The sequence below is a fragment of the Desulfonatronum parangueonense genome, assembly GCF_054656975.1.
Window position 1 is genome coordinate 1,161,857 of record NZ_BAAHXH010000003.1, and the last position, 22,107, is coordinate 1,183,963.

The 22,107-nt window shown below is 56.9% G+C and carries 12 protein-coding genes and 1 pseudogene; 3 read left to right on the top strand and 10 right to left on the bottom strand.

Going from position 1 to position 22,107, the window contains the following annotated elements; all coding sequences use genetic code 11:
- Positions 1–30: 30 nt before the first annotated feature.
- From ACYQ15_RS05500 to ACYQ15_RS05525, 6 genes are all read right to left on the bottom strand, one after another.
- A complete protein-coding gene (locus ACYQ15_RS05500; RefSeq protein WP_459936522.1) occupies positions 31–1,422 on the bottom strand; it encodes an Nramp family divalent metal transporter in 1,392 nt (463 codons plus the stop codon).
- Positions 1,419–1,790 carry a sensory rhodopsin transducer gene (locus ACYQ15_RS05505; protein WP_459936523.1) on the bottom strand — a complete coding sequence of 124 codons (372 nt, stop codon included), beginning with the start codon at positions 1,788–1,790 and terminating at the stop codon, positions 1,419–1,421. Before ACYQ15_RS05505 ends, ACYQ15_RS05500 begins: the two co-directional genes overlap by 4 nt.
- A gap of 221 nt (positions 1,791–2,011) precedes the next feature.
- Positions 2,012–3,193: a D-arabinono-1,4-lactone oxidase gene (locus ACYQ15_RS05510; protein WP_459936524.1), complete on the bottom strand. Its 1,182-nt coding sequence runs from the start codon at positions 3,191–3,193 to the stop codon at positions 2,012–2,014.
- A 465-nt stretch (positions 3,194–3,658) separates the two neighbouring features.
- Positions 3,659–5,548: a glycoside hydrolase family 15 protein gene (locus ACYQ15_RS05515; protein WP_459936525.1), complete on the bottom strand. Its 1,890-nt coding sequence runs from the start codon at positions 5,546–5,548 to the stop codon at positions 3,659–3,661.
- A gap of 306 nt (positions 5,549–5,854) precedes the next feature.
- Positions 5,855–6,811, bottom strand: a complete 957-nt coding sequence (locus tag ACYQ15_RS05520) for a TIGR03885 family FMN-dependent LLM class oxidoreductase (RefSeq protein WP_459936526.1) — start codon at positions 6,809–6,811, stop codon at positions 5,855–5,857.
- Between the two features lie 174 nt (positions 6,812–6,985).
- Entirely contained in the window at positions 6,986–7,918 is a 933-nt protein-coding gene (locus ACYQ15_RS05525; RefSeq protein ID WP_459936527.1) for a 1-phosphofructokinase family hexose kinase, read from the bottom strand.
- A 1,198-nt stretch (positions 7,919–9,116) separates the two neighbouring features.
- On the opposite strand from ACYQ15_RS05525, the pseudogene ACYQ15_RS05530 reads away from it, so the two are divergent.
- The 3 genes and pseudogenes from ACYQ15_RS05530 to treZ all read left to right on the top strand — a co-directional run.
- Positions 9,117–9,476 (top strand): annotated as a pseudogene (locus tag ACYQ15_RS05530) (response regulator); the annotation flags it as partial.
- Between the two features lie 195 nt (positions 9,477–9,671).
- Positions 9,672–12,086, top strand: a complete 2,415-nt coding sequence (locus ACYQ15_RS05535) for a glycoside hydrolase family 65 protein (RefSeq protein WP_459936528.1) — start codon at positions 9,672–9,674, stop codon at positions 12,084–12,086.
- A 10-nt stretch (positions 12,087–12,096) separates the two neighbouring features.
- Positions 12,097–13,947, top strand: a complete 1,851-nt coding sequence (gene treZ / locus ACYQ15_RS05540) for a malto-oligosyltrehalose trehalohydrolase (RefSeq protein WP_459936529.1) — start codon at positions 12,097–12,099, stop codon at positions 13,945–13,947.
- Positions 13,948–14,032: 85 nt separating this feature from the next.
- Here the strand turns inward: treZ and ACYQ15_RS05545 are convergent, their stop codons facing one another.
- The 4 genes from ACYQ15_RS05545 to ACYQ15_RS05560 all read right to left on the bottom strand — a co-directional run bounded on the left by ACYQ15_RS05545 (position 14,033) and on the right by ACYQ15_RS05560 (position 22,011).
- Positions 14,033–14,995, bottom strand: a complete 963-nt coding sequence (locus tag ACYQ15_RS05545; RefSeq protein ID WP_459936530.1) for an LVIVD repeat-containing protein — start codon at positions 14,993–14,995, stop codon at positions 14,033–14,035.
- A gap of 91 nt (positions 14,996–15,086) precedes the next feature.
- Positions 15,087–16,091, bottom strand: coding sequence for a Coenzyme F420 hydrogenase/dehydrogenase, beta subunit C-terminal domain (locus ACYQ15_RS05550; protein ID WP_459936531.1), 1,005 nt, complete (start codon positions 16,089–16,091; stop codon positions 15,087–15,089).
- Positions 16,092–16,350: 259 nt separating this feature from the next.
- Entirely contained in the window at positions 16,351–18,447 is a 2,097-nt protein-coding gene (locus tag ACYQ15_RS05555; protein WP_459936532.1) for an AfsR/SARP family transcriptional regulator, read from the bottom strand.
- Between the two features lie 318 nt (positions 18,448–18,765).
- The gene (locus tag ACYQ15_RS05560) at positions 18,766–22,011 is read right to left on the bottom strand and encodes an AfsR/SARP family transcriptional regulator (protein WP_459936533.1); all 3,246 of its coding nucleotides are present in this window, start codon (positions 22,009–22,011) and stop codon (positions 18,766–18,768) included.
- Positions 22,012–22,107: the final 96 nt, after the last annotated feature.

Below are 22,107 nucleotides of genomic sequence, written 5' to 3' on the forward strand. Positions count from 1 at the left end.
AAGAAAACAGTTTCTCCATGTTCAATGTTATCAGGTAAACAGCAGATTGTAAAAAAACAGGATCGAAAAGAATGCATAGAATAGTATCGCAAAACCTGTTGCGGCGACAAAAAAGATGCCGGGACGGTGCTGGCGCGGCAGGCGGGTCAGGTTCAGGTAAAGGGTCAAGGAGACCATCACCGGCAAGTGGGCCGCGGTGATGATCCCGGCAGCGGAAAGGATGACCACGGGGTCGCGCAAGATCAGAAAGACGATGATCGGGATCACGGTCAGGACGACGATGATGTAGATGTTCATCAGTCGTCTGCGCAGTCTGGCCGGGGAATCGCCCTTCCGGAACCGGGCCATGGTCCCCGGCAGCAACATCAGCGTTGCGTCCGCGTACATCCGGCCCCAGCCGTCCTGGTTGGAGAGGATGGATCCCCACAGGGCTACGAAAATGCCGGCAATGAGCAGATACTGACCCGGTCCGCCCCAGACTTCGCCCAGAAGCCTGGCCAGATCCTCGGCCACCCTGACGCCTTCGGGAATCACGCCCTGGGGCCGGAGCAACTCCGCTCCCAGGGTGAGAAAGGAGAAGTTGACCATGGTGGCGCCGAGCACGCCGATGGCCGCGGTGGTGGACATGATTACCAGCCAGCGGCGCAGGCGCGTGTCGGCATCGGTGCGTTCGGCAGGAGTTTCCGGAGGCAGCGTGGCCCCCCCCTCAATGATTTCCCCGCCGTACCCCCGTGCCGCGACCCAGTAGGAAAACCACATCATGCCGGCGGCGCCGGCCAGCAGGAACCCGAACCAGGGCAGGATGAAGTAAAGGTCGAAATCCGCGACTATTGTGGGCTGCAATCCCCTGCCGTACGCCCCCCAGCCGGGAAAGACGGCTATGGCGGTCAGAAAAACCGAGACGATCATGATCACCGCCATGATCGTGGTCACCAGCTCCAGTTTCTTGTACTGCCCACTGATCACCAGCACGGCCGAGACGAGGATGATCGCCACGGAACTGACGGCCTGGTTCAGGGGCAGAATGATCAACAGGGCGCTGCCCACTAGGCCCGCAATCCCGGAGACCACCACGATGCCGCTGAGGATGCCGGGCAGAAAGATGAGCCATACGGCCCACCCCCTGGGGCCTTTGACCCCCTCGTAACCGTCCAGGATCGTCCGGCCCGAAACAACGGTGTAGCGACCGATCTCCCGAATGATCACCCAGGTCAGGAAGGTCACGATCAGCGCGGCCCAGAGCAGGTCGTAGCCGTATCGGGAGCCGACCCGGGGCGTGAACAGGATTGATCCGGAGCCCACCGAGGAGACCATCCAGACGAATCCGGGACCGTACCATTTCAATTTGTCCCACTTTGTGGGCACGGGAGCGACGAACGCCCGACGCTGCTCGTGGCTGCGATCATCCGTTTTCTGGTTCATGACGCAAACCCCATGATGGCCGGCATGGCGGGTTTCGATTCACTGGTGTCCGTGCGCTCGAACTGGACCACGATGGGGACGTTGGATTCGATCACCGCGCCATAATCCGTATCCAGCGGCGGGGCCTCGGGATTGATCAGATTGTTCACGCGCACCCGCCGAATCCGGCGCGGCGGAATATCCAGCCTGTAAGGCCCCACCGGATCCCGGTCCGCATAAAACAGGGTCACCTCCACCTGCGCTTCCCGGTACCCGGCATTGAGAAAACACAACTCGTCCCTGCTGGTGTTTTCCGGCTCCCGCCCGGTGCTGCGCAACGGAATATGCCCCGCCGAGATCATCCAGACCTTCCTTCCCATTTTTGTCATCTCCCCACCCCCGCTTGAGATTTCACCACGAAGAGCACGAAGGACACGAAGATTACCAGATTTGGCTATCCAAATTTACGAAACGCAGAACGGCATCAAATCTTTCGCTTCCCCTCTTTCTTCGTGCTCTTCGTGTCCTTCGTGGTGATAATTGAATCAACATGAAATCAAGGAACTCAGGTCTGCCGCAAATTCCAAAATCGCGGCAACCACCCATCCCCCTACCCTTCCTCGAAAATCGTCCGCAAATATTCGTTCATGAACACCCCTTCCGGATCCATGGACTTGCGGATTTCCTGGAATCGATCCCAGCGGGGGTACAGTTTTTTCAGTTCCGCGGCGGTCCGGTAGTGTTTCTTGCCCCAGTGCGGCCGGCCGCCGTACTTGATCAGGTACGGTTCGATGTCCCGGAAGAATGCGTCGTGGGGCAGGGAAGCGTTGTGGTGCATGGAAATGGTGGCCGTGGCCCTGCCGTGGGCTCCGCTCAGCAAGGCCTCGTCCGCGGCCACGGTGCGATACAGAACACGCCAGCCCACGTCCTTTCTGTGAACTTCCTTGATCCGCTGGCGGATCTCCTCGAAACAGGGCGGACCGTTATCGATGGGCAGCCAGAATTCGATCTCATCGAACTTGTTCTCCCGGGTGCGGGGGATGACGTCGCCGCTCCAGCCGACCCGTTCCTTCTGGCACCAGGCGTACGGGATATCCTCCGGCCCTGTTCCGGGAATGTTCAACGTTCTCAGCTTGGCCTCGTCGCTGCGGGGATACCAGTAGAAATCGAAATTGCGGTTCGAGGCGATGAGCTTGTCCAGGTTGACCATGCAGTCCTCGATGTGGGTGCACCATTCCTTGCGGTGCAGGTGGAAGGCCGGCAGCAGCCTCAGCCGCAGTTCGGTGAAAATGCCCAGAGTTCCCAGGGCCACCCGGGCGGCCAGGGTGAAGTCGTGATCATCCTTGATGTTGAAATCGACGATTTCCCCCTTGCCGTTGACCAGCCTGCCCCCTACGAGATGATTGGAGATGATCCGCAGATTTCGCCCCGTGCCGTGGGTTCCCGTGCCGATGGCCCCGGCCAGGGCCTGGAGATCCACGTCCCCAAGGTTCTCCAGGGCCAGGCCGTGCTCGAGAAAGATCTCGTTGGCATCCTTGAGCATGGTTCCGCCTCGGATGGCGATGGTCGCTCCATCCTTGGACACGAAGCCCGTGATCTTTTTCATGGACACCAGGATGTCCGTCGTCTGTACCAGGGGAGTCGAGGAATGCCCCGCCCCGCTGACCCGAACCGTTTTGCCCTCCTCCCCGGCCCGGCGGACGATTTGGGCAAGTTCCTCTTCATTCTCGGGAACAACCAGGGCAGCCGGTGTAAACCGTAGACTCCCGGACCAGTTTGACCATTCCTTCATCGTCCGCTCTCCTTTGATTTAAAGATGAACCGCCCGCTTCGCTCAAGGCGGAAGGACGCCAAGAAGAATTCTTGTAACTGCTCAATAACTCAGGACCACTGACCCACACAAAAACACCTGGACCCCGGCCTGCGCCGGGGTGACGACCGAGAGAACTCGCTATCGAGGCACTCCATTCCGTCATACCGGCGCAGGCCGGCGCGTCCCGCTATCCAGGCAGCACGGATCCGCGGTGATTGGTGCCCTGCCTTATTGAGCAGTTACGAATTTTTTGGCTTCCGCTGGAAAGATGCGGAAGCCAAAAGGGTTTCACGCCTGACGGCAACTTGACCTCACCCCGACAGAGGTGAGGCATCCTTTTGGAAAGCAGCTTTTTCCCTGTTTTCCAAAATGTTTTCCTTGGCGTCCTCTGCGCCTCGAGCGAAGCGGGCGGTTCCCTCCTTCTTTCATTGCCCCCGTCCAGCTTCACCGACTGTTCCGGAATTCCCTGTGACCAGGGGTGCCCACCGGGTCATGCACCGGCACATCCAGGCCTTTGGCGTAGGCCAGGTACAAGATGCTGTTGATCAGGCCGATGTGCGTGAAGGCCTGGGGAAAATTGCCGAGAAACTCTCCGGTTTCCGGGACCAGCTGTTCCGAAAAAAGTCCGAGATGGTTGGCGTATTGGACTATGTTCCTGAAGATGTTTTCAGCCTCCTCGATCCGTCCCGAAAGCGCCAACACATCCACCAGCCAAAAGGTGCACAATCCGAACGCTCCTTCCTCGCCGGGAAGACCATCGTCGGAGATATAGCGACGGATCAGGCAGTCGCTCATCAATTCTTCCATGATCCGGTTGACCGTGCCCTGGATCATGGGATCGTCGGCGGGCAGGAATTCCACCAGAGCAATGCGGAGGTTGGCGGCATCCATGTGCTTGGAGCCGTAGGACTGGACAAACGCGTTCAATTCCGAATCAAAACCCTTCTCCAGGACCTGTTTCCGAATCTTGGTCCGCGTTTCGGCCCAGAGTTCCACATTGCCCTTGAGTCCGTAATGACTGGCCAGAAGCAGGGCCTTGTCCAGGGCGGCCCAGGCCATGACCTTTGAATAGACGAAATGACGCGTCTCTCCCCGGACCTCCCAGATCCCGTAGTCAGGCCGCTCCCACACTTCCACCACATGGTCGGCGACCCAGGCGATGAATTCGGAGATGTCTTCAGTAAGCGAATGGCCTCTGCGGGCCAGTTCGTATGCCGTGCTGACCAGCTCGCCGTAGACCTCGAGCTGGAACTGTCCGTAGGCTTCATTGCCGATGTTCACCGGTTTCGATCCCTTGTATCCTTCCAGATGTTCAAGGTGCTGCTCGGTCAGTTCCAATTCGCCGTGCAGGCCGTACATGATCTGCAGGTCGCGCTTGCAGGACTTGCAGGACTTGGAAACTTCCTCGAACCAGCGCAACATATCCACGGCTTCCGCTTCATGGCCGATGGAGATCAAGGCCTGTCCGGTCATGGCCGCATCCCGGATCCAGGCATAGCGATAATCCCAGTTGCGAACCCCGCCGATCTCTTCCGGCAGGGATGTTGTGGGCGCCGCGGCAATGGAGCCCTGGTCGGCGATGCACATCAGCTTGAAGACCAGCGCCGAGCGGATGAGCATGTTGATTTGATCCCCGGCCCAGACCTGCTTCTTGACGCTGCCTTCCTGGTGCAGCCAGCCGTTCCAGCATTCAAGGGTGGATTTGAGTGCAAGAGCGGTTTGGTATCCGTCCTTCCCGTCATCCTCGCCCCAGCGCACGACAATGGATTTGCTCTCCCCGGGATTGATCCGAAACCGGGCCCGGATCAGCGGACCGTGATCGTCTTCGCCCAGTTCCGCGTTATCCAGGCCCTCCAGGCGCATGGCGTCCTCGTCGCTTCGGGCAATCCATCCGCCCGTGACTTGCTCCACGGCAACGGTTTTTCTGGCGTAATCGAAGCGAGGACACCACAGGACCTCGACGTCCACGGAATCGCCATGGCACTCGATCAGACGGTGAATTTCCGGTGGCGCATACGAGACGTTGCGCCCGTTGATGTCGCCCTCCAGGGGCATGAAGTCGGTCACCGTCAGGACGGCGCCTTCCTGTTCAAAGTTGGTCTTGAGGACGTTGGTTTCCTCGACATATTCCTGATTGCCGCCGCCCCCGCCCATGGGACCGATCCGGAAATATCCTCCCCGCCGGGCATCCAGGATGGCCCCGAAAACACTGGGGCTGTCCATTTTGGGCAGGCAGCACCAGTCGATGGACCCGTCCCTGGCGATCAGGGCGCAGCTTTTCAGGTTGCCGATGATGCCGTAATCGGAAATGGGCTTGTAATCCTGGATGTTCATTCTTATGGACTCCTTTTTCAGTGTTGGCGGATCTGTGCGGTTCATCCGGCTGGAGCGGAGTATTAATTTGAACCGCTCGCTTCGCTTAAGGCGCAGAGGACGCCAAGGAAAACATTTTGGAAAGCAGGGAAAGAGCTGCTTTCCAAAAGGATTGCACCCCTGTCGGGGAGCGGATTCGCCGCAGGCTGAAGTCTTTTGCCTGCCGCATCTTTCCAGCGGAAGGCAAAAATCTTTCTTCTTGGCGTCCTCCGCGCCTTAAGCGCAGCGGGCGGTTCACCTATTCTTTTTCTTTTACTCCGTTTGTCATCACCCCTTGGCAAGCCTGCTGATCTCCGGGCCGAAATCACGGACAAAAGCTTCCTGGTCCCGATGGACGTTATGCAGCGTGATCGTGGAAAAACCCATGTTCATGTCCTCCCTGATCCACTCCAGGTGCTTGCCCAGATCCGAGGAGATGCGGACATGAGGATGCATGTCTTCCGGACGGACATATTTCCCGACCGCTTCAAACTCGCTGGGCAGCCGCAACTGGGCCAGCAGGGAGCTGTCGAAAATATTGGTTCTCCATTCCTGCCAAGCTCCCTGGAGAGCCGCCTCGTCGGTCTGGGCATAGGAGAGTTCCGCCTTGAGGAACATGGGTTTGCCCTTGCCGCCGCCGCGGTGAAACGCCTCGACCACCTGGACCATTTTCTCCCGCTCCGCGGACACGGTGATCATCCCGTCGGCCCATCCGCCGACCCACTCCGCGGTCTCCGGGCTGATGGCCGCTCCGATGAGCATGGGAGGCTGCGCGGGCAGGGAATAGAGCTTGGCCTCTTCGACCTTCACATGACCGTAGTGGGTCACGGTTTCTCCGGCCCAGAGCGAGCGCACGATATTCGCGGATTCGTGCAGCATGAGCATGCGAACCGCTTTCGCGGGCCAGCGCTGCCCCACGACGCCTTCATTGAGCAGCTCGCCGCTGCCCAGAGCCATCCAGAACCGCTCTGGAAACATTTCCGCAAGCGTGGCCCCGGCCTGGGCCAGAATGGCCGGATGATACCGCCACCCGGGCGCCGTGACCACGCCATGCGGCACCCCGGTTGCCTGCAGGGACGCGCCCAGCCAGGACAGGGCAAAGCCGCTCTGTCCCTGCTGCCTGCTCCAGGGATTGAAGTGGTCCGAACAGGTTATGCCCTGAAAGCCGGCATCCTCGGCCAGCTGGGCCAGCTCGAGCAGTTTTCCGGGGGGAAACTGCTCGTGGGAAGCGTGATAACTGATCATGGTTTGTCTCCTTGCAATCCAAAGTTCCGGCACATCCGGTTCAAGCGTAACTGACAGGATGGTTATAAGAAATTGAACCGCCCCCGCACTCACTTTGTTCAGGTTGATTATCACTTGCTACAGTCTGTCAGGACAAAGTGAGTGCGGGGGCGGTTCCTTCCTACTCTTCCTTCTTCATTCGTCTTTGATCTTCTCGTACAACCGCTCCGTATCCTCCCGGCGGCACAACTCGGACCCGGGTGTCATGACCGCTGCGGCTCCGGCGGCCACACCGAAACGCACCGCGTCCTTCATATCCCATCCCCGGAACAACGCCGTGACCATGCCGGCGACCATGCTGTCGCCCGCGCCAACCTTGCTTTTGATGGGCACGTTGGGGGCTCGCGTTCTGAAAACGCCCTCCTTCCAGACAAGCAGCGCTCCAGCGGCGCCGAGGGAAGCGACGATCACTTCGGCACGTCCCGCTGCAATGAGATCTTGCAGGAGTTCTTCCTGCTGCTGCTCATTTTCGATGGCTTGGCCCGCGAGACTTTCCAGTTCCGGGTGATTCGGCTTCATCAGGAAGACGCCCGTTTCCGAGGCGACGGTCAACGGTTCTCCGGATGTATCAAGGACGACCTTTGATCCATTATTTTTCGCGAACTTGGCGATCCTGGCGTAAAAGTCCGGCGGTACGCCAGGCGGAAGGCTTCCGCTGCAGACAAGAAACTCTGGAGTCGGGTCCATCTGTTCAAGCCGGTCCAGGCAGCCTTGCCATTCATTTTCCTGGATCTCCGGACCCGGCATGCCGAAACGGTATTGCTGTTCCGTGGATTTTTCGAAAACCACAAAATTTTCTCTGGTCAGCCCCTTGATTGGATAGGGATCCTGGCGGATCTCCTCCGCGTCCAGGAGACTTTTGAGCATGTCGCTGGGAGGCCCGCCGGCAAGGTAGACGGCCAGTGAATCCTCTCCAAGCTTCTTGACGGCCCTGGATACGTTGACCCCGCCTCCTCCCGGCTCATACCTGGGACGATCGCAACGCAATTTGCGTTCCGCCACCACGTTATTGATGGACGTGCTCTTGTCGATGGTCGGATTCATGGTCAGCGTAACGATTCCGGGCATGTCTACCTCCTGAATTGCTAGTTATTTCCTTGAATGTAATTATTCAGCTCGCCTGAGTATAACGGACTGGCGTAACTGCTCAATAAGGCAGGGCGCCAACCACCGCGGATCCGTGCTGCCTGGATACCGGCCTGCGCCGGTATGACGGAATGGAGTGCCTCGATAGCGAGTTCTTTCGATCGTCACCCTGGCGCAGGCCGGGGTCCAGGTGTTTTTGTGTGGGGCAGTGGCCCGGAGTTATTGAGCAGTTACGGACTGGCTACCCGCCTTTGCGGTATGACTGACTTCAGAACAGCATTGAGAAAAAAGTCGTAACCACTCAGCACATACGGTGCATGATCATTCTCCAGCACTGGATTCCGGCTTTCGCCGGAATGACGTATGGGCAAGAGCCTTTACCACGCGTAACTACTCAGCAAGCGAATGCTGTTGTCGGGTTTCGCTCGGAATCGGGGTCGGTATCAGGATCGGTATTGAAGCGAAGCCATGTGGAAGGGCATCCCATTGTTTTTGAGACCGATTCCGACCCCGACCCCGATTCCGATTACCGGAGAAAGAACGTGTGCTGAATAGTTACTACCACGCTAGTCATGCCGGCGAAGGCCGGTATCCAGGTCTTTTTCTGGCTCTGCTGAGTAGTTTCAAAAAGTCTTTCCCGCGAAGGTGGAAATCCAGGTCATGCTTGCCATAAGTTTTGACAATTCACCTTTTCCCATACAAGCTGAACAGTCCCAGATTTTCCAAAATATCTGGAATAATGAACAGTGGGGTTTTCCCGTACTTCGAATAAGCAAATGGCGTAGCTCGGAGAAAAGCCGACGCATTGCAGTGAATGAACTCTTATTTCGTTTTATTGTGGCTGATTGATAAGGCAATGAGCGGTAAGTGATGATTACCGTTGATGGGATCGACAAATACAGAGTTTTCCCCATGTCTGAATTTCCCAAATAAACTAAGAAAGACATATGTATAATCTCGAGTAACTATTCAGCACATACACTGTGGTCACTCGTCAGAGCTGGATTCCGGCTTTCGCCGGAATGACCTAACATACCACGTCCTTTCCAAGTTAAGTCATACCGGTGAAGGCCGGCGCTATCGCTATCCAGTCCGATTTTTCTCGAATGAACTGAGTAGTTACAATCTCGAAAGAATAATTGCCAATCCATCAAACTGCCATCGGCCAAGAGGACGAATTATGGGTAAACCCAAGATACTCATTGTGGATGATGAACATCATATTCGGATGCTTTATCGCGAAGAACTGAGCGGGGAAGGATATGAGGTGCGGACCTCCGACGGATCGGGGAATGTTCTCGATATTCTGACCAAAACACAGCCGGATCTGTTGGTTCTGGACATCAAACTCGGCAAAAACCGGTCCGGCCTGGACTTGCTGCAAAAAATCCGGATGCACCACAAAACCCTGCCGATCATTCTTTGCAGTGCCTACGAAAAATTTCAGGATGACCTTAAAACAATGGCGGCTGATGACTATGTGGTCAAATCATTTAATCTGAAAGAACTGAAGGAGAAGATCAAAATGCATCTCCAGCAGCATGAACAACCTTTGCCCGAGGATCTGTCGTTCATCCTGGCGGACATCAATACGGCACTGCATCGTGGTTCTCCCATTGGTACGCGGGGCAACCGACCAAGGTAACACTGATGTTGAGTCTCAGCCTGATCCGTTTGCATTCCTTGCACCCATTACGTATGTGCAAGACAAACTGCCCGAGGATATAACTCAATCATGACAGTCTGGTCTCTGATCTACAACGAATTCGACCCTGAACAGGAGAAGTTGCGCGAGGCGCTGTGCACTCTGGGAAATGGATATTTTGCCACCAGGGGGGCGGCATCCGAGGCGCAAGCGGACGATACGCACTACCCCGGAACCTATCTGGCCGGAGGGTACAATCGGCTTAAAACCAAAATCAAAGACAGAATTATTGAAAATGAAGATCTGGTGAACCTGCCCAATTGGCTCAACCTGAGTTTTCGCTACGCGGACCAGGACTGGTTCCGTCTCCAGGACGTGGAGATCCTGGAATATCGTCAGGAACTGGACATGAAACGCGGCATCCTGCACCGCAAGGTCCGTTTCAGGGACAGTCAGGGCAAACGAACCCGGCTTGAGGAACAGCGCATCGTGCATATGGCCCAACCGCATCTGGCTGCCCTGCGACTGATCTTCAGCCCTGAAAACTGGTCCGGCGAAGTGGAGTTTCGTTCCGGTCTGGACGGCAGAGTGATCAACAGCGGAGTTCCACGGTATCGTGATCTGAACAACGCCCACCTGGAACCGGTGGAAAACGACGTGCCGGACCAGGAAACCATCCTGCTGAAGGTGCGGACGAACCAGTCCCGGCTTGAAATTGCCCAGGCAGCCAGAACCACGCTCCGCGGCAACGGTGAACCGCTGGACATCCACCATGAAAACGTGGTGGAGCCGAAATATATGGCCCGACATTTTTTCGTCCAGGTGGGCAAAGGCATGGATATCCATGTCGAGAAGATCGTCAGCCTGACCACCTCGCGGGACAAGGCCTCTTCGGAGTGCGGGCTTGAAGCCATGAACCATGTCCGCCGCGCCGGCGACTTCGAGAGCCTGCGTAAAAGCCATGTCCTGGCCTGGAAGCACCTTTGGGGGCGCTTCGATATCGACTTTGAGGAAAAAAACCCGCCCATCGAGGATCGAACCGGCATGATCCTCCATCTGCACACGTTTCATCTGCTCCAGACCACTTCCCTGCACACCATGGATCTGGACGTGGGCGTGCCGTCGCGCGGCTGGCATGGCGAAGCCTATCGCGGTCATATCTTCTGGGATGAACTGTTCATCTTTCCTTTTCTGAACCTCCGCGTTCCGGAGATCACCCGGTCTCTGCTGATGTACCGCTACCGGCGCATCGATCAGGCCCGAGCCGCTGCCGCGGAGGAAGGCTTCAGGGGCGCCATGTATCCATGGCAGAGCGGCAGCAACGGCCGCGAGGAATCGCAGCGGCTGCACCTCAATCCCAAGTCCGGCCGGTGGATACCGGATAATTCCCGCCGTCAGCGCCATGTGAACGCGGCCATCGTCTACAACATCCGCGACTATTACCAGGCCACGCAGGACATGGAATTTCTCTCTTTTTACGGCGCGGAGATGGTCCTGGAAATAGCCCGCTTCTGGTCCAGCATCGCCACGTACAATAGCAGTCAAGACCGGTACGAGATTCTCGGCGTGATGGGTCCTGACGAGTATCATGAGGCCTACCCGGATTCGGATACTCCAGGCCTGAACAACAACGCCTACACCAACGTGATGGCGGCCTGGTGCCTGAACGAGGCGCTGGAATTGCTGGAGGTGATCCCGGAAGATCGACGCAAGGAATTGTGCGAAAAGCTGGCCCTGAAAGATGAAGAACTGGATCGTTGGCGCCGCGTCAGCCGCAAAATGCGGCTGGTTTTTCATGGTGACGGCATCATCAGCCAGTTCGAGGGCTACGATCAACTTCAGGAATTCGACTGGGAGGGGTATCGGGAAAAATACGAGGATATTCAGCGCCTGGACAGAATTCTGGAAAGCGAGGACGACAGCCCCAACCGCTACAAGGCTTCAAAGCAGGCCGACGTGCTGATGCTGTTCTATCTCTTCTCGGCGGAAGAACTCAAGGAGCTGTTCCAGCGACTCGACTACCCCTTCGAGCAGGACACCATCCCGAAAAACATCGAATACTACATCCAGCGCACTTCCCACGGATCAACCCTGAGCCGGGTGGCCCACTCCTGGGTGATGCTTCGAAGGGACCGGGATCATTCGTGGAAACTTTTCTCCGAAGCTCTGGAAAGCGACATATCCGACGTCCAGGGCGGGACGACTCCCGAAGGAATCCATCTCGGCGCCATGGCCGGCACGGTAAACATGATCCAGGTGGGCTACACCGGCCTGGAAACACGAGGCGACGTGCTGTGGTTCAATCCCTGTCTGCCCAAGGATCTCGACCGAATGAAGATGCACATTCACTATCGAGGGCATAACCTGAGCATCGAGATTTTTCCGCAACACATGAAAATCACGGCCTGCAGGGCCAGAAAAAACGTCATCAAGATCGGCTACAAGGGAACAATCCATGAACTTGACGAGGGGAAGACGCTGGAAATCGCGTTCAGGAGCGAATGAGAGAGGTGACATGATGAATGCGTACGGACCTTCCATTGAAAAAAACGGCGTGCGGTTCCGGCTATGGGCTCCCGGCGCCGATCAGGTGGACGTGGTCTTGAAGGATCAACAACGACCGGATCGCCGGGAACGCATGTCTCCGATGGAGGACGGTTGGCATGAAGTTCTGGTTCCGGAGGCTGGCGACGGAACCCTGTACAATTTCCTGATCAACGAGGAAACCCTGGTGCCGGATCCGGCTTCCCGCTTTCAGCCCGAAGATGTCTTCGGCCCCAGCCAGGTTGTGGATACCGCCGCTTTCCGGTGGGACAACCCGAACTGGAAGGGGCTGCCTTGGACCGATACGGTGCTGTACGAACTGCATGTGGGCGCGTTCACCCCCGAGGGCACCTACAACGGCGTGCGGACCAGGCTGAATTATCTCAAGAACCTGGGAATCACGGCCATTGAACTGATGCCCCTGGCGGATTTTCCCGGAGGCCGCGGCTGGGGCTACGACGGAGTGCTGCCCTTTGCGCCGGACTCGAACTACGGAACGCCCGAGGAACTGAAATGGCTCATCGACGAGGCCCACGGACTGGGAATCATGGTCTTTCTGGATGTGGTCTACAACCATTTCGGACCGGAAGGGAACTATCTGCATCTGTACGCTCCGGACTTCTTCAATCCGGAGCGGCACACTCCCTGGGGCGCGGCCATCGACTTCTCCATGCCCCAGGTCCGCGAATTCTACATTGCCAACGCCATCTACTGGCTGGACACCTACCGTTTTGACGGGTTGCGTTTCGACGCGGTGCATGCCATCGAGGACACCGGCACGCCGCACATCCTGGAGGAAATGGCCCAGCGGATCCGGCAGGCTCTGCCCCGGGACCGGCACGTTCATCTTGTCCTGGAAAACGATGCCAATCAGGCTCATTTCTTGGAACAAAGCGAGACCAACAGGTCGGGATTCTACACGGCCCAGTGGAACGACGACATCCATCACGTCTGCCATGTTTTGGCCACCGGCGAGCACCACGGCTATTATACCGACTTCGTCGAAGCCCCCCTGGATCGCCTGGGGCGCTGTCTGGCCGAAGGATTCACCTACCAGGGCGATCCGTCAGCGCATCGCAACGGCCAGACCAGAGGCGAACCCAGCGCCCACCTGCCCCCGGAAAGCTTCGTTGCCTTTCTCCAGAATCACGATCAGATCGGCAACCGGGCCCGGGGCGAACGTCTGAGCATGCTGACCACTCCGGATCGCCGGACAACATTGGCCTCCATCATTCTGCTCTCCCCACAGATTCCGCTGCTCTTCATGGGCGAGGAGTGGGGAACACGGCGGCCGTTTCTCTATTTTTGCGATTTCGAAGGCGATCTGGCCAATGCCGTGCGCGATGGGCGGCGACGGGAGTTCGCGAGCTTTCCCGAATTCTCCGATCCGGCCATGCTTGAGCAGATCCCGGATCCAACCCATCCGGACACCTTCAAGAAGACGGTCCTGCACTGGGACGAACCGGTCCAGCCCAAGTATGCCCGCTGGCTGGACCTGAACCGAAAATTGCTTGCGGTTCGCCGCAACCGGATCCAGCCCCTGCTGCCCCTGATCCGGCCCGGTGAGGCAAGATGGAAGATCCTTCAGAACTCGGTGCTCCTGGTACAATGGCCGTTGCGCGACAACCGGTCGCTTGCCCTGGCAGCCAATATCGGCCCCCGGTCGCTGTTCATCGAGCCGCAAGACCTTGAATCCTGGAACGTGGACGTGAAAAATATCCGGATCGAGGAACTGTTCGCGTCATCCAACGCTCTCCTGGAGCAACAAGAACGCCTCACCCTCGGCCCCTGGGCGGTGTACTGGTGCACGGCGGAACGTTGAAAACGAAAAAGCGTCTGAAGCGGCGTGAAGCCGTTTCAGACGCTTTGAGTGCGTGATGATGAGTGAACCGTGCTTGGAGGCCGACCTAGCGTTGCACGATTTGCTGCAGGTTAATCACCCGCACTTCGTCCCGCCCCGCGACACTCACGAACGCGAGAGTGTCGTGAATGCACATTGCCAGACAGATGCCGTCCAGGTCCTCCCTGCCCACCATGACGATCTCATTCGGATCGCTGATGTCGTACACCAGGAATCCCTTGTCTTGGCTGGCAAAGAATGCGTGGTTTCCGGAAACCACGGCCAACGGAGCCCCGCCGGTGTTGATGGTGGCGGTCAATCTCGGACTTGTGGGCGCTTGAATATCAAAAATATGCATCTTGCGCTCGGAAGTGTTCATGAAAAGGACCGATCCTGATACTCCCAGGCTCCGAGGACGCCCGGGGACGTCGATCATCGCCAGTTCTCTTGGATTATCCGGTTGCCTCAGATCGAAAACATGCAGTCCGCCGTTGAAATTGGCCACGTAGGCCAGGCCGTCGACAACAACAAGTCCCTGAACCTGTGCCGGCGAGTCCATTCTGGCGATTTGACGCGGCGTCGCGGGCCATGAAATGTCATAAAGCCGCAAGCCTTGCCCGGAGATGGAGGCAAGGGCGTACTCGCCGAAAACCTTGAAGGCCTGAATGCCGCCCCCGAAGACCTCGTATCTGCCCTCCTCAAGACAGCGTTCAGGATTCCGGACATCAATGATCAACAACCCTTCGCGATCGTCGACCACGTAGGCAAACCCTTTGGAAAAGTCCATATCAAGAATGCGACCCTTCGTCTGCAGACACCCCATTTCGATCGGATTGCTCGGATCGCTCATGTTGACAATGGTCAACCCCTGATCGGTATTGGAAAGAAAGGCATTAGCCCCGTCAATGCGCACACAGGCGCGACCGGCCACATGGCCACACCCCGCGTTGCCGACTGCCGGAACGACCCATTCCATGGTGCACCAAAACAACACTGCCACTGTCGCGAATACCAGTTTCCATTTCATCATGATCATGACCTCCATCGTGAATATGAAAGGGTTGTACTTGCGCCGCCACGTTTTGCACCCAGAACAATGTGCTCCCTGCGTGACTGTACTATTACGCGCAAGAACCTCGACCGTATTCCAGAACGCTTTCTGCTGCGCCGGAGATGAGCATCATCCCCAATGTCGTGCGCGTGATGATTGCGCAATAGTCGTTTTTTACACAATAATCGCTGATGGCCACGTCCGCGAATTGCGCGTAATGATCCGAGCATCCGCCACAACCATTGCCCCGCTCCAGGTTCATGTCCTCGTCGCTGCAAAATACGCCGATTTTCAGGGCAAAGTTTTCCGCCGGCATGACCCCGAGATATTCCATTTTACGCAAAGCATGGACTTGACATGGCCTGCCGACGAACCCCAACTTCCCGAATTGCGAGGAACTGTCGCCCTGGCGCCCCCCGTTTGGCGCAACCACTGAACCGTTTGAAGCAGTGCGATACAGAAGCGTTCCATGGCCAGGTTCCATGAACAGTGCACCATTGCGAAGGATTTCCGATTCTTCGTGAACCACAAGGGGCAGCCGTTCCCCGTCCGCATGACGCGGTACGCAGATTCCACTCAGATACCCCGAACCCAGCATATGGCTCAGCAAGGCAACCAGTGTTCCTCCGTTGCCCAACTCTTTGCGCAGATTTTCATCTTTTGCCCTGTACAAACCGACTCCCAGAACACGGCCGCATGGCTCCTGCCAGGAAAGCATTTCCTTGACGCGCGCATCCAGTTCGCTGCTTGACGAGCAAACCAGATAACACAAGCCGCACTGGGTACAATTGTTCTGGTCCGCAAAGCGGGGATAGCCGTCTTCTCCCATCTCAAGTGCATTGTACCGCGCTGAAGTGCAGTACGTTACGCATCCCCCACAACATCGGCATTGTTTTTGGGAAATGAGTTCACGTTCCAGATCCCGGAACCCTTTGGAGTGTTCATTGAAATTTTCGGCATCCAGCCCTACCCGGACAGGGTGATCTTCTCCCCGGAGATAGCTTTTCTCATCTCCAAAGTATGTTCCGCTCTTTCCTGTGCTTCTGGTTGGTCGTCGTGTTACGGTACTATCCATGCCGACAAGAGCTCCCGCCGAACCTCGCATCGATTTTTCGAGTGGATTGTTTAACCTCATGGCGCTCCCCCCTATTACATGGTCCATTCCCAATTGGACTTGATCCTATAGATAGACCAGTATCCGCAAGGTAACAGGTTCGGTAACAACTGCTTGAAACCGAAAGGTTTGAGGAGACTTTCGTGGTTTTTGTGGGAAAGACGGGCAGTGTGGTTATGAGGGAGGTATAGACGGTGGCGCCTTGGTGGGTCGACTGCCGTCAAACGGCTTCCCGTGCCTGACGGGCCAAAGACAACAGGGTGGTTCCGGGCAGGACGTCGTAATCCTTTTTCAGGCGGAAACGGGCCTGTCGAAAAACCGCCAGGGCATCCGAAGGATACCCCATGTTCAGATACGTCTGCATGAGCAGGGCAAAGATCTGCTCATTGATCATGGACATGTCTTGAACCCGGAGAAGATACTCCAGGGCTTTTTCCGATTCTCCCACCCGCAGACAGCGTTGAGCCAGAAAAACAACCCCCCGGACATATTCCTTGCGGAGTCGTTGCCGATACTCGTCAATCCATTGCCCGGTCGCGTCGGCCGGAATGAAATCGCCCGTATATTTGTCCAGAATTCCGGCCAGATCATCGACGTCGCATTCCGCATGCAACGCAGCTTGCAACATTTCCCGAAAACTGAGGCAATCCACATGACACAGCCTCTTGACCAGTGAAACGCGACTGTCCGTAACGATCAGCCAATTCACCTGATCTTCCGCTACCTTGTTCACAAGCTTGCGAAGTCGGGAAATTGCCACCTTGAGGTTGTTCGCGGCCATGTCTCCATCCTTGTCCGGCCAGAGCAGATCCACGAGCACTTCCATGGAAACCTTGGTGCCGCCGTGCACGATCAGGGCTTTGAGGAGCAGCTTCGTTCTCTCGCCGCGCCATTTTCGATCATACAAAACATGATCGCCTACGGTCATCACGAAATCACCCAGGGTTTGAACGCGGACAACCACATGATTCGCATCCCCCCAGGAGCAGGACGAGCTTTCCCTGGGCTGCAGCTCCTTGCGCAAGTTCTGCATAAACTCCGGTGGCCTGTTCACCACGCGCAGGTTCCGGCCATTGGTTGTGAGGCTCATGCCCAGGTCATGGAACTCCCCGGCCCGCTCCAAATCGCCCTTGCACAACCGCAGCCGGGCCATTTCCATGGCGCCGCAGGCGGCGAAATATTGAAACCCGGTTTCACGCCAATGGGTGATCCAGTGGAGAAGAAATGATTCCGCTTCATCCATTCTCTCCAGATCCACCAATGCCTGGGCAGCCACGAGGGCGCACTGACTCGCCGGGAGTGGGCCGTCACTGAGAGTGCCCTGCTCCATGCCTTCTTTCCCGTGCAGCAGTGCATCATAAGGTTTCCCGAGCGCCAGTTCGGAGACGCCGAGACAGTAGTGGGCGCATGAACAAAAATAATAATTGTGTTGCGCAATTGCCTGTTGGCGGAGTTCATGGGCAAGTTCATCAACCTCATCCTTTTTCCCCAGTCCGGAGACCGTCATCAGCAGGGGACCGGAGATCAGCAGACGGGCGGAAACGGGAAGATGCTCCGCCATGGGATGGGCCAGTATCTCGCGAAATATTTCCTCCGCCTCAAAACATCTCCCCTCGAAGTAGTTCAGCAGCCCGGCCAGGGTCTTGAGCTGGGAAACCGCGCCGAAGGATGCGTCATCCGTCGCACAAAGCGGAAGCGCGTCCTGGACAAGAATCCGCAGGGCCCCAAAATCACCGGTAAAAGTGAGGGGCATCCCGGATATCCAAGCCGTTCTGAGCATCAGGGATGAGGAGCCGCCGTGAGCGGCCTGATTTTTGGCGAACTTCGCGCAATGCAACGCGGATTCGAAATCCCCTTCGCCCAGCAGCGCGATGAATGCTTTTTGAAGCCATAAGCCGGCAGCTGCCGGATAAGATATCTCAGCAAATTCCAGTGTCTTGTCTGCGAGCCGTTTCCAGTTTTCCAGGCGCTGAAGGGAGTTTCCGCAGCTCCAGATTTGGGACACGCCCATATCGATGGCCGCGGTTGCATACAGCGCATCCCCGGCTTCATGAAATTTCCGGTGATACGCCGACAGCTTCTCCTGGTCCGCCGCCCCTTGAACGACATCAAGGAGAAAACGTACTCGGGCCGTTCCCACGAATCCCTTGTTCACATGCAGCAGCGGCATGACGTGCATTGCCAGCCGGTGCAAATGCAGATCCAGCAGCCAGACAGCGCCGTAATCTTCCACCAATCGGGCGTATTGATCCCAAAGGCCATGCCGGTAGCAGACCTGGAACGGTTTAAGCAGCCTGTTAAGGGGTACCTTGCGCATGACCGTTCTCCTTTCGGAAGCGGAGCTGATAATGCCGGGAGAGAGCATGATCAAAGCGGTTTCGTGGACAACAGACAATTTTTGAGGGGATGGCGCAAAAGAGTGCTTCCGGAAGAATCACAAGACTCTGAAGCACTGATGAGGGGTTTCCATCTGAAACTCGATCATAGTTTCATGGAAGACTGGTCACGGATAGGTCACGTATTGCGCTGAACAGATTTCAGGAGTTGATAACCGGGGGGCGGTGAGAAGGACGAACGATTGGGGGAAACAGTCGGAAGATATATGGTGAAGGCGACACCGGTCGGAACCCGGTTGTCATCGAGCACTGTCCGGAGTGTCGTCAATACCGAGTTTGCGGACCAGTAATTGAATTTCGGGCGAGACGTTCAGGCCCAACTCGGTTTTCAATCGTTCCCGGTAGCGACGCAACAGGTTTCGCGCCTCGCCGGGCCGGCCCAGAAGGTGGGCGCAGCGGACCGCGCGCCCATTGATGTCTTCATGGAGATCGTCCACCTCCAGGGCCTGCAGATAAACGCTTCGGGCCGAACTCCAATTTTCGGATAATTCCAGGACGTCCCCGATGGTGGCGACAAGATCGTAAAACTTGCCGCGCAGACGCTCCCGTACCGGTATGGTCCAGGAGAGAGCCAGGTCATCCGGCAGGAAGTGGCCTTGATACAGGTCCAGGGCCTGTTGCGCCAATAAAAACAGTCGGGCGGCATCCCCGTTGCGCAACGGCTTGGTGCAGGCTGCGCCGAATTCCTGCTCCAGCTTTGCGATCTGTCTGCACAATTGCATGAACGCCCAGGCGTCCACCCAGCAGAGTCTGGCATTGAGGCTGACGCGGGCATTGCAGACAACAATGCTTTCGTGGCAGCCCAGAAGGCCTCGCAACCGGGAAGCAGTGGTGGTCAGGGCGCTGTGAGCCCGGTCCCCATCCGAGTCCGGCCAAAGCAGGTCGCACAGTTCCTCCTCGTTGGCGCCGTTTTGGTCGTTGGAGGAAAGAATCTTCAACATATCCAGGGGGCGACGCTGCAACTTGCCGGAAAAATGGACCACCTCGCCTTCCCGGATCAACGCGAATCGACCCAACGTATGGATTCGAAACAGCCAGGGCCAGTCGGAAATATCCATGGGTGGAGATTCGGGAAACAGGTTTCGCCGGCGAATCAACAGCTTGACGTATTCCGTCTCTATATTGTTTTGCAAGGCAACCGTGCACAACCGGGCAACCAATTTCGGTCGCCACTGCCCGTACATGTTTATGTAACCCTCCCGGCGCCCCAGGTTGAATCCCCTACCCAAAAGCTGCAGCGAATTGTCCATTTTTTCCTGATCCAGGGCAAAGTGCGCGGCACATAACAGCCACATATACTCCAGCAACCTGCTCCCTGAATCGGCAATGAAGGCTTCCAGGCCCTCCATGAGTCGGTCCCGTTCGTCACGTTCTCCGGTCTCATGGCAGGTCTGGGCCTTGGACAAGGCAAAGTAGGGATACGCGAACCGGGCGCCAGTCTCCTCGGCGATGGCCAGGGCCTTTCCGGCATCCATCGCCGCCAGCAGGAAGTTTTCCCGGTACAGATGGTAGGAGGCGGCCGTATAATGATACTGCCCCCGGGCAAAACGCTTCGATCGGGACGTGTTTCGCTCCATTTGCGTCAGATGTTTGTCAGCTTCGTCCACGTCGCCCATGGTCAGGGCTGCAAACACGCCCTGTCCGTAGAGCATCGTGTTCCAGGCGTCGAGGTTGTGCCGTCGGGCCAGCTGCAAGCTCTCCTTCACCACCTTCAGGGCCTGATCCCCCCGGGCATGACAGAGATTGAGGACCATGGCTTCCATGCACTTCGCATTCAGCACATGGACCATGGGTACATCCGGATTGCGGACCATCTGTTGAATATTGTCGTTGATAAGCCGAAGCCGGATAAGATCGCCCACCCACATGGAGTGATAGGCGGCATGGAAGCCGGAATGCAGATGGATGTATCCGGCGGAACACAGGGAGTTTTGCCGCAAGGCCAATTCCAGCCATTGCTGGATCTTTCGCGATTGATACGGATGCTGATAAACCAGGGCAGCGACCATGCAGGAGGCCGTCCGGCCCCCGAGGTCCGTGGAAGGTATATCCAGTCCCGCCTCCAACAATGATTCCAGCAGGGAAATCCATTCCCCCAGGGAAAGGAATTCGCTCCAGTCGTAGATGAAGGTGTCCACCGCGCCGCACCAGGAGGCCAGGACGCCATTCTCGTCCCGGCGCTCCCGAAACATTTCAAAGGCTTTTCGAAAAAAGTTTCGACTCTGGGCCGGATCTTCGATCTGGCGACATACTCCCAGCCAGTAGACAAGCCAGGGTTCTCGTTCCAGCGCATCGGCTGGAAGGCCGGTGATCCATTTTTCCAGGGTCGGAAAATGCCCCTGACGGGACAACTGTTCGGCATGAGCAAGGATCAGCCGTTCCAGGCGTTGCGTGACGTCTGCCGCCAGCCACAATTCAGCGGCATCCATGATCCGGCCGGCCGACTCCAGAATTTCAGCGGCCAAGCAGCGCAGGGCATTCAGTTCTTCAGCGGAATACGTATTCTCGGCGATGGATTGCAGATACAGCGTGAACAGCGGGTGATACTCGAATTCATAATGGGGAGAGGCGCGCCGATAGGTGAAGCGGTTGTTTTGAAACAGCTGCATCAGGATGGCTTCGGCATGATCGGAGCCGGATATTGCCTTGGCCATGTCTGGGGTCATTGTTCGCAGAAAGGACGTCCTGACCAGGAAATCACGCAGTTCAGGGGTCAGCTTATCGAACAGTTCCACATCAAGGTAATCAAAAACATCCCGCATGGGCATCCATGGAGAAGCCCCGACAATGCTCCCCCCGCGACGCAGACTTTCACCGAGCAGTACGAGTCCTGCTGCCCAGCCGTCCGTTTTTTCCAGAAGCAGGTCATACACCTCATCGGAAAACCTTTCCGGTCCAAGCAGGGACTTGCTCTCTTCCAGGGTAAACCGCAGATCATGCCAATCGAGGACGCTCATTCTTCGTTCCACCAGCATGCGCACGGTATGCCGCGGAGCCAGATTGCGGGAGGTGATCAGCGCTCTGCATCTTCCCGGCAGAACCGCAATGGTCTCCAGGATGCGTTTGTGCTCCCTGGTGTCCATTTCAGCCTGATAATTGTCCAGCACCAGAAAGCAGTTTTCAGGAAGGCGCTGGGCAAGCTGCTTGAAAAAATGATCGGTAAAGGATGAAAGATCCTTGGCCTGGAGGGGGTGCAAGGCAGGCAGATTCAGATGTTCATCGGCCAAAACGGATGAGGAGGCTTGAGCCAGACGGGATAAAAATACGGCGGGCTCAATATCGGATTCATCCAGCTGATACCAAATCAGAGGTTGCTTCCGCTCGAGCACATAGCTGGCGACAAGAAGGGTTTTTCCTGAACCCGGGGGGGCGGAAATCCAGGTGATGGGCCGGGACGAGGCTTCGTCGAGAGAGTCAAAAAGCCTCTGCCGGACAACAAGTGTCCCGACTTCCGGTGGAATGAACCTGGCAAAGGAAATCTGCATCAACGACTCCCGGAAATATGCGTGATCGGTTTCCCTCGTCCCTGCTTGTTCCAGCTCCCCATGGAATAAACAATCCACAGCGAATCAGCGTTTTCA

Bases quoted from the DNA above. Each gene is read 5' to 3' on its own strand.
- ACYQ15_RS05500 (WP_459936522.1), bottom strand. From the start codon at position 1,422: ATGAACCAGAAAACGGATGATCGCAGCCACGAGCAGCGTCGGGCGTTC.
- ACYQ15_RS05505 (WP_459936523.1), bottom strand. From the start codon at position 1,790: ATGACAAAAATGGGAAGGAAGGTCTGGATGATCTCGGCGGGGCATATT.
- ACYQ15_RS05510 (WP_459936524.1), bottom strand. From the start codon at position 3,193: ATGAAGGAATGGTCAAACTGGTCCGGGAGTCTACGGTTTACACCGGCT.
- ACYQ15_RS05515 (WP_459936525.1), bottom strand. From the start codon at position 5,548: ATGAACATCCAGGATTACAAGCCCATTTCCGATTACGGCATCATCGGC.
- ACYQ15_RS05520 (WP_459936526.1), bottom strand. From the start codon at position 6,811: ATGATCAGTTATCACGCTTCCCACGAGCAGTTTCCCCCCGGAAAACTG.
- ACYQ15_RS05525 (WP_459936527.1), bottom strand. From the start codon at position 7,918: ATGCCCGGAATCGTTACGCTGACCATGAATCCGACCATCGACAAGAGC.
- ACYQ15_RS05535 (WP_459936528.1), top strand. From the start codon at position 9,672: ATGACAGTCTGGTCTCTGATCTACAACGAATTCGACCCTGAACAGGAG.
- treZ (WP_459936529.1), top strand. From the start codon at position 12,097: ATGATGAATGCGTACGGACCTTCCATTGAAAAAAACGGCGTGCGGTTC.
- ACYQ15_RS05545 (WP_459936530.1), bottom strand. From the start codon at position 14,995: ATGATGAAATGGAAACTGGTATTCGCGACAGTGGCAGTGTTGTTTTGG.
- ACYQ15_RS05550 (WP_459936531.1), bottom strand. From the start codon at position 16,091: ATGGATAGTACCGTAACACGACGACCAACCAGAAGCACAGGAAAGAGC.
- ACYQ15_RS05555 (WP_459936532.1), bottom strand. From the start codon at position 18,447: ATGCGCAAGGTACCCCTTAACAGGCTGCTTAAACCGTTCCAGGTCTGC.
- ACYQ15_RS05560 (WP_459936533.1), bottom strand. From the start codon at position 22,011: ATGCAGATTTCCTTTGCCAGGTTCATTCCACCGGAAGTCGGGACACTT.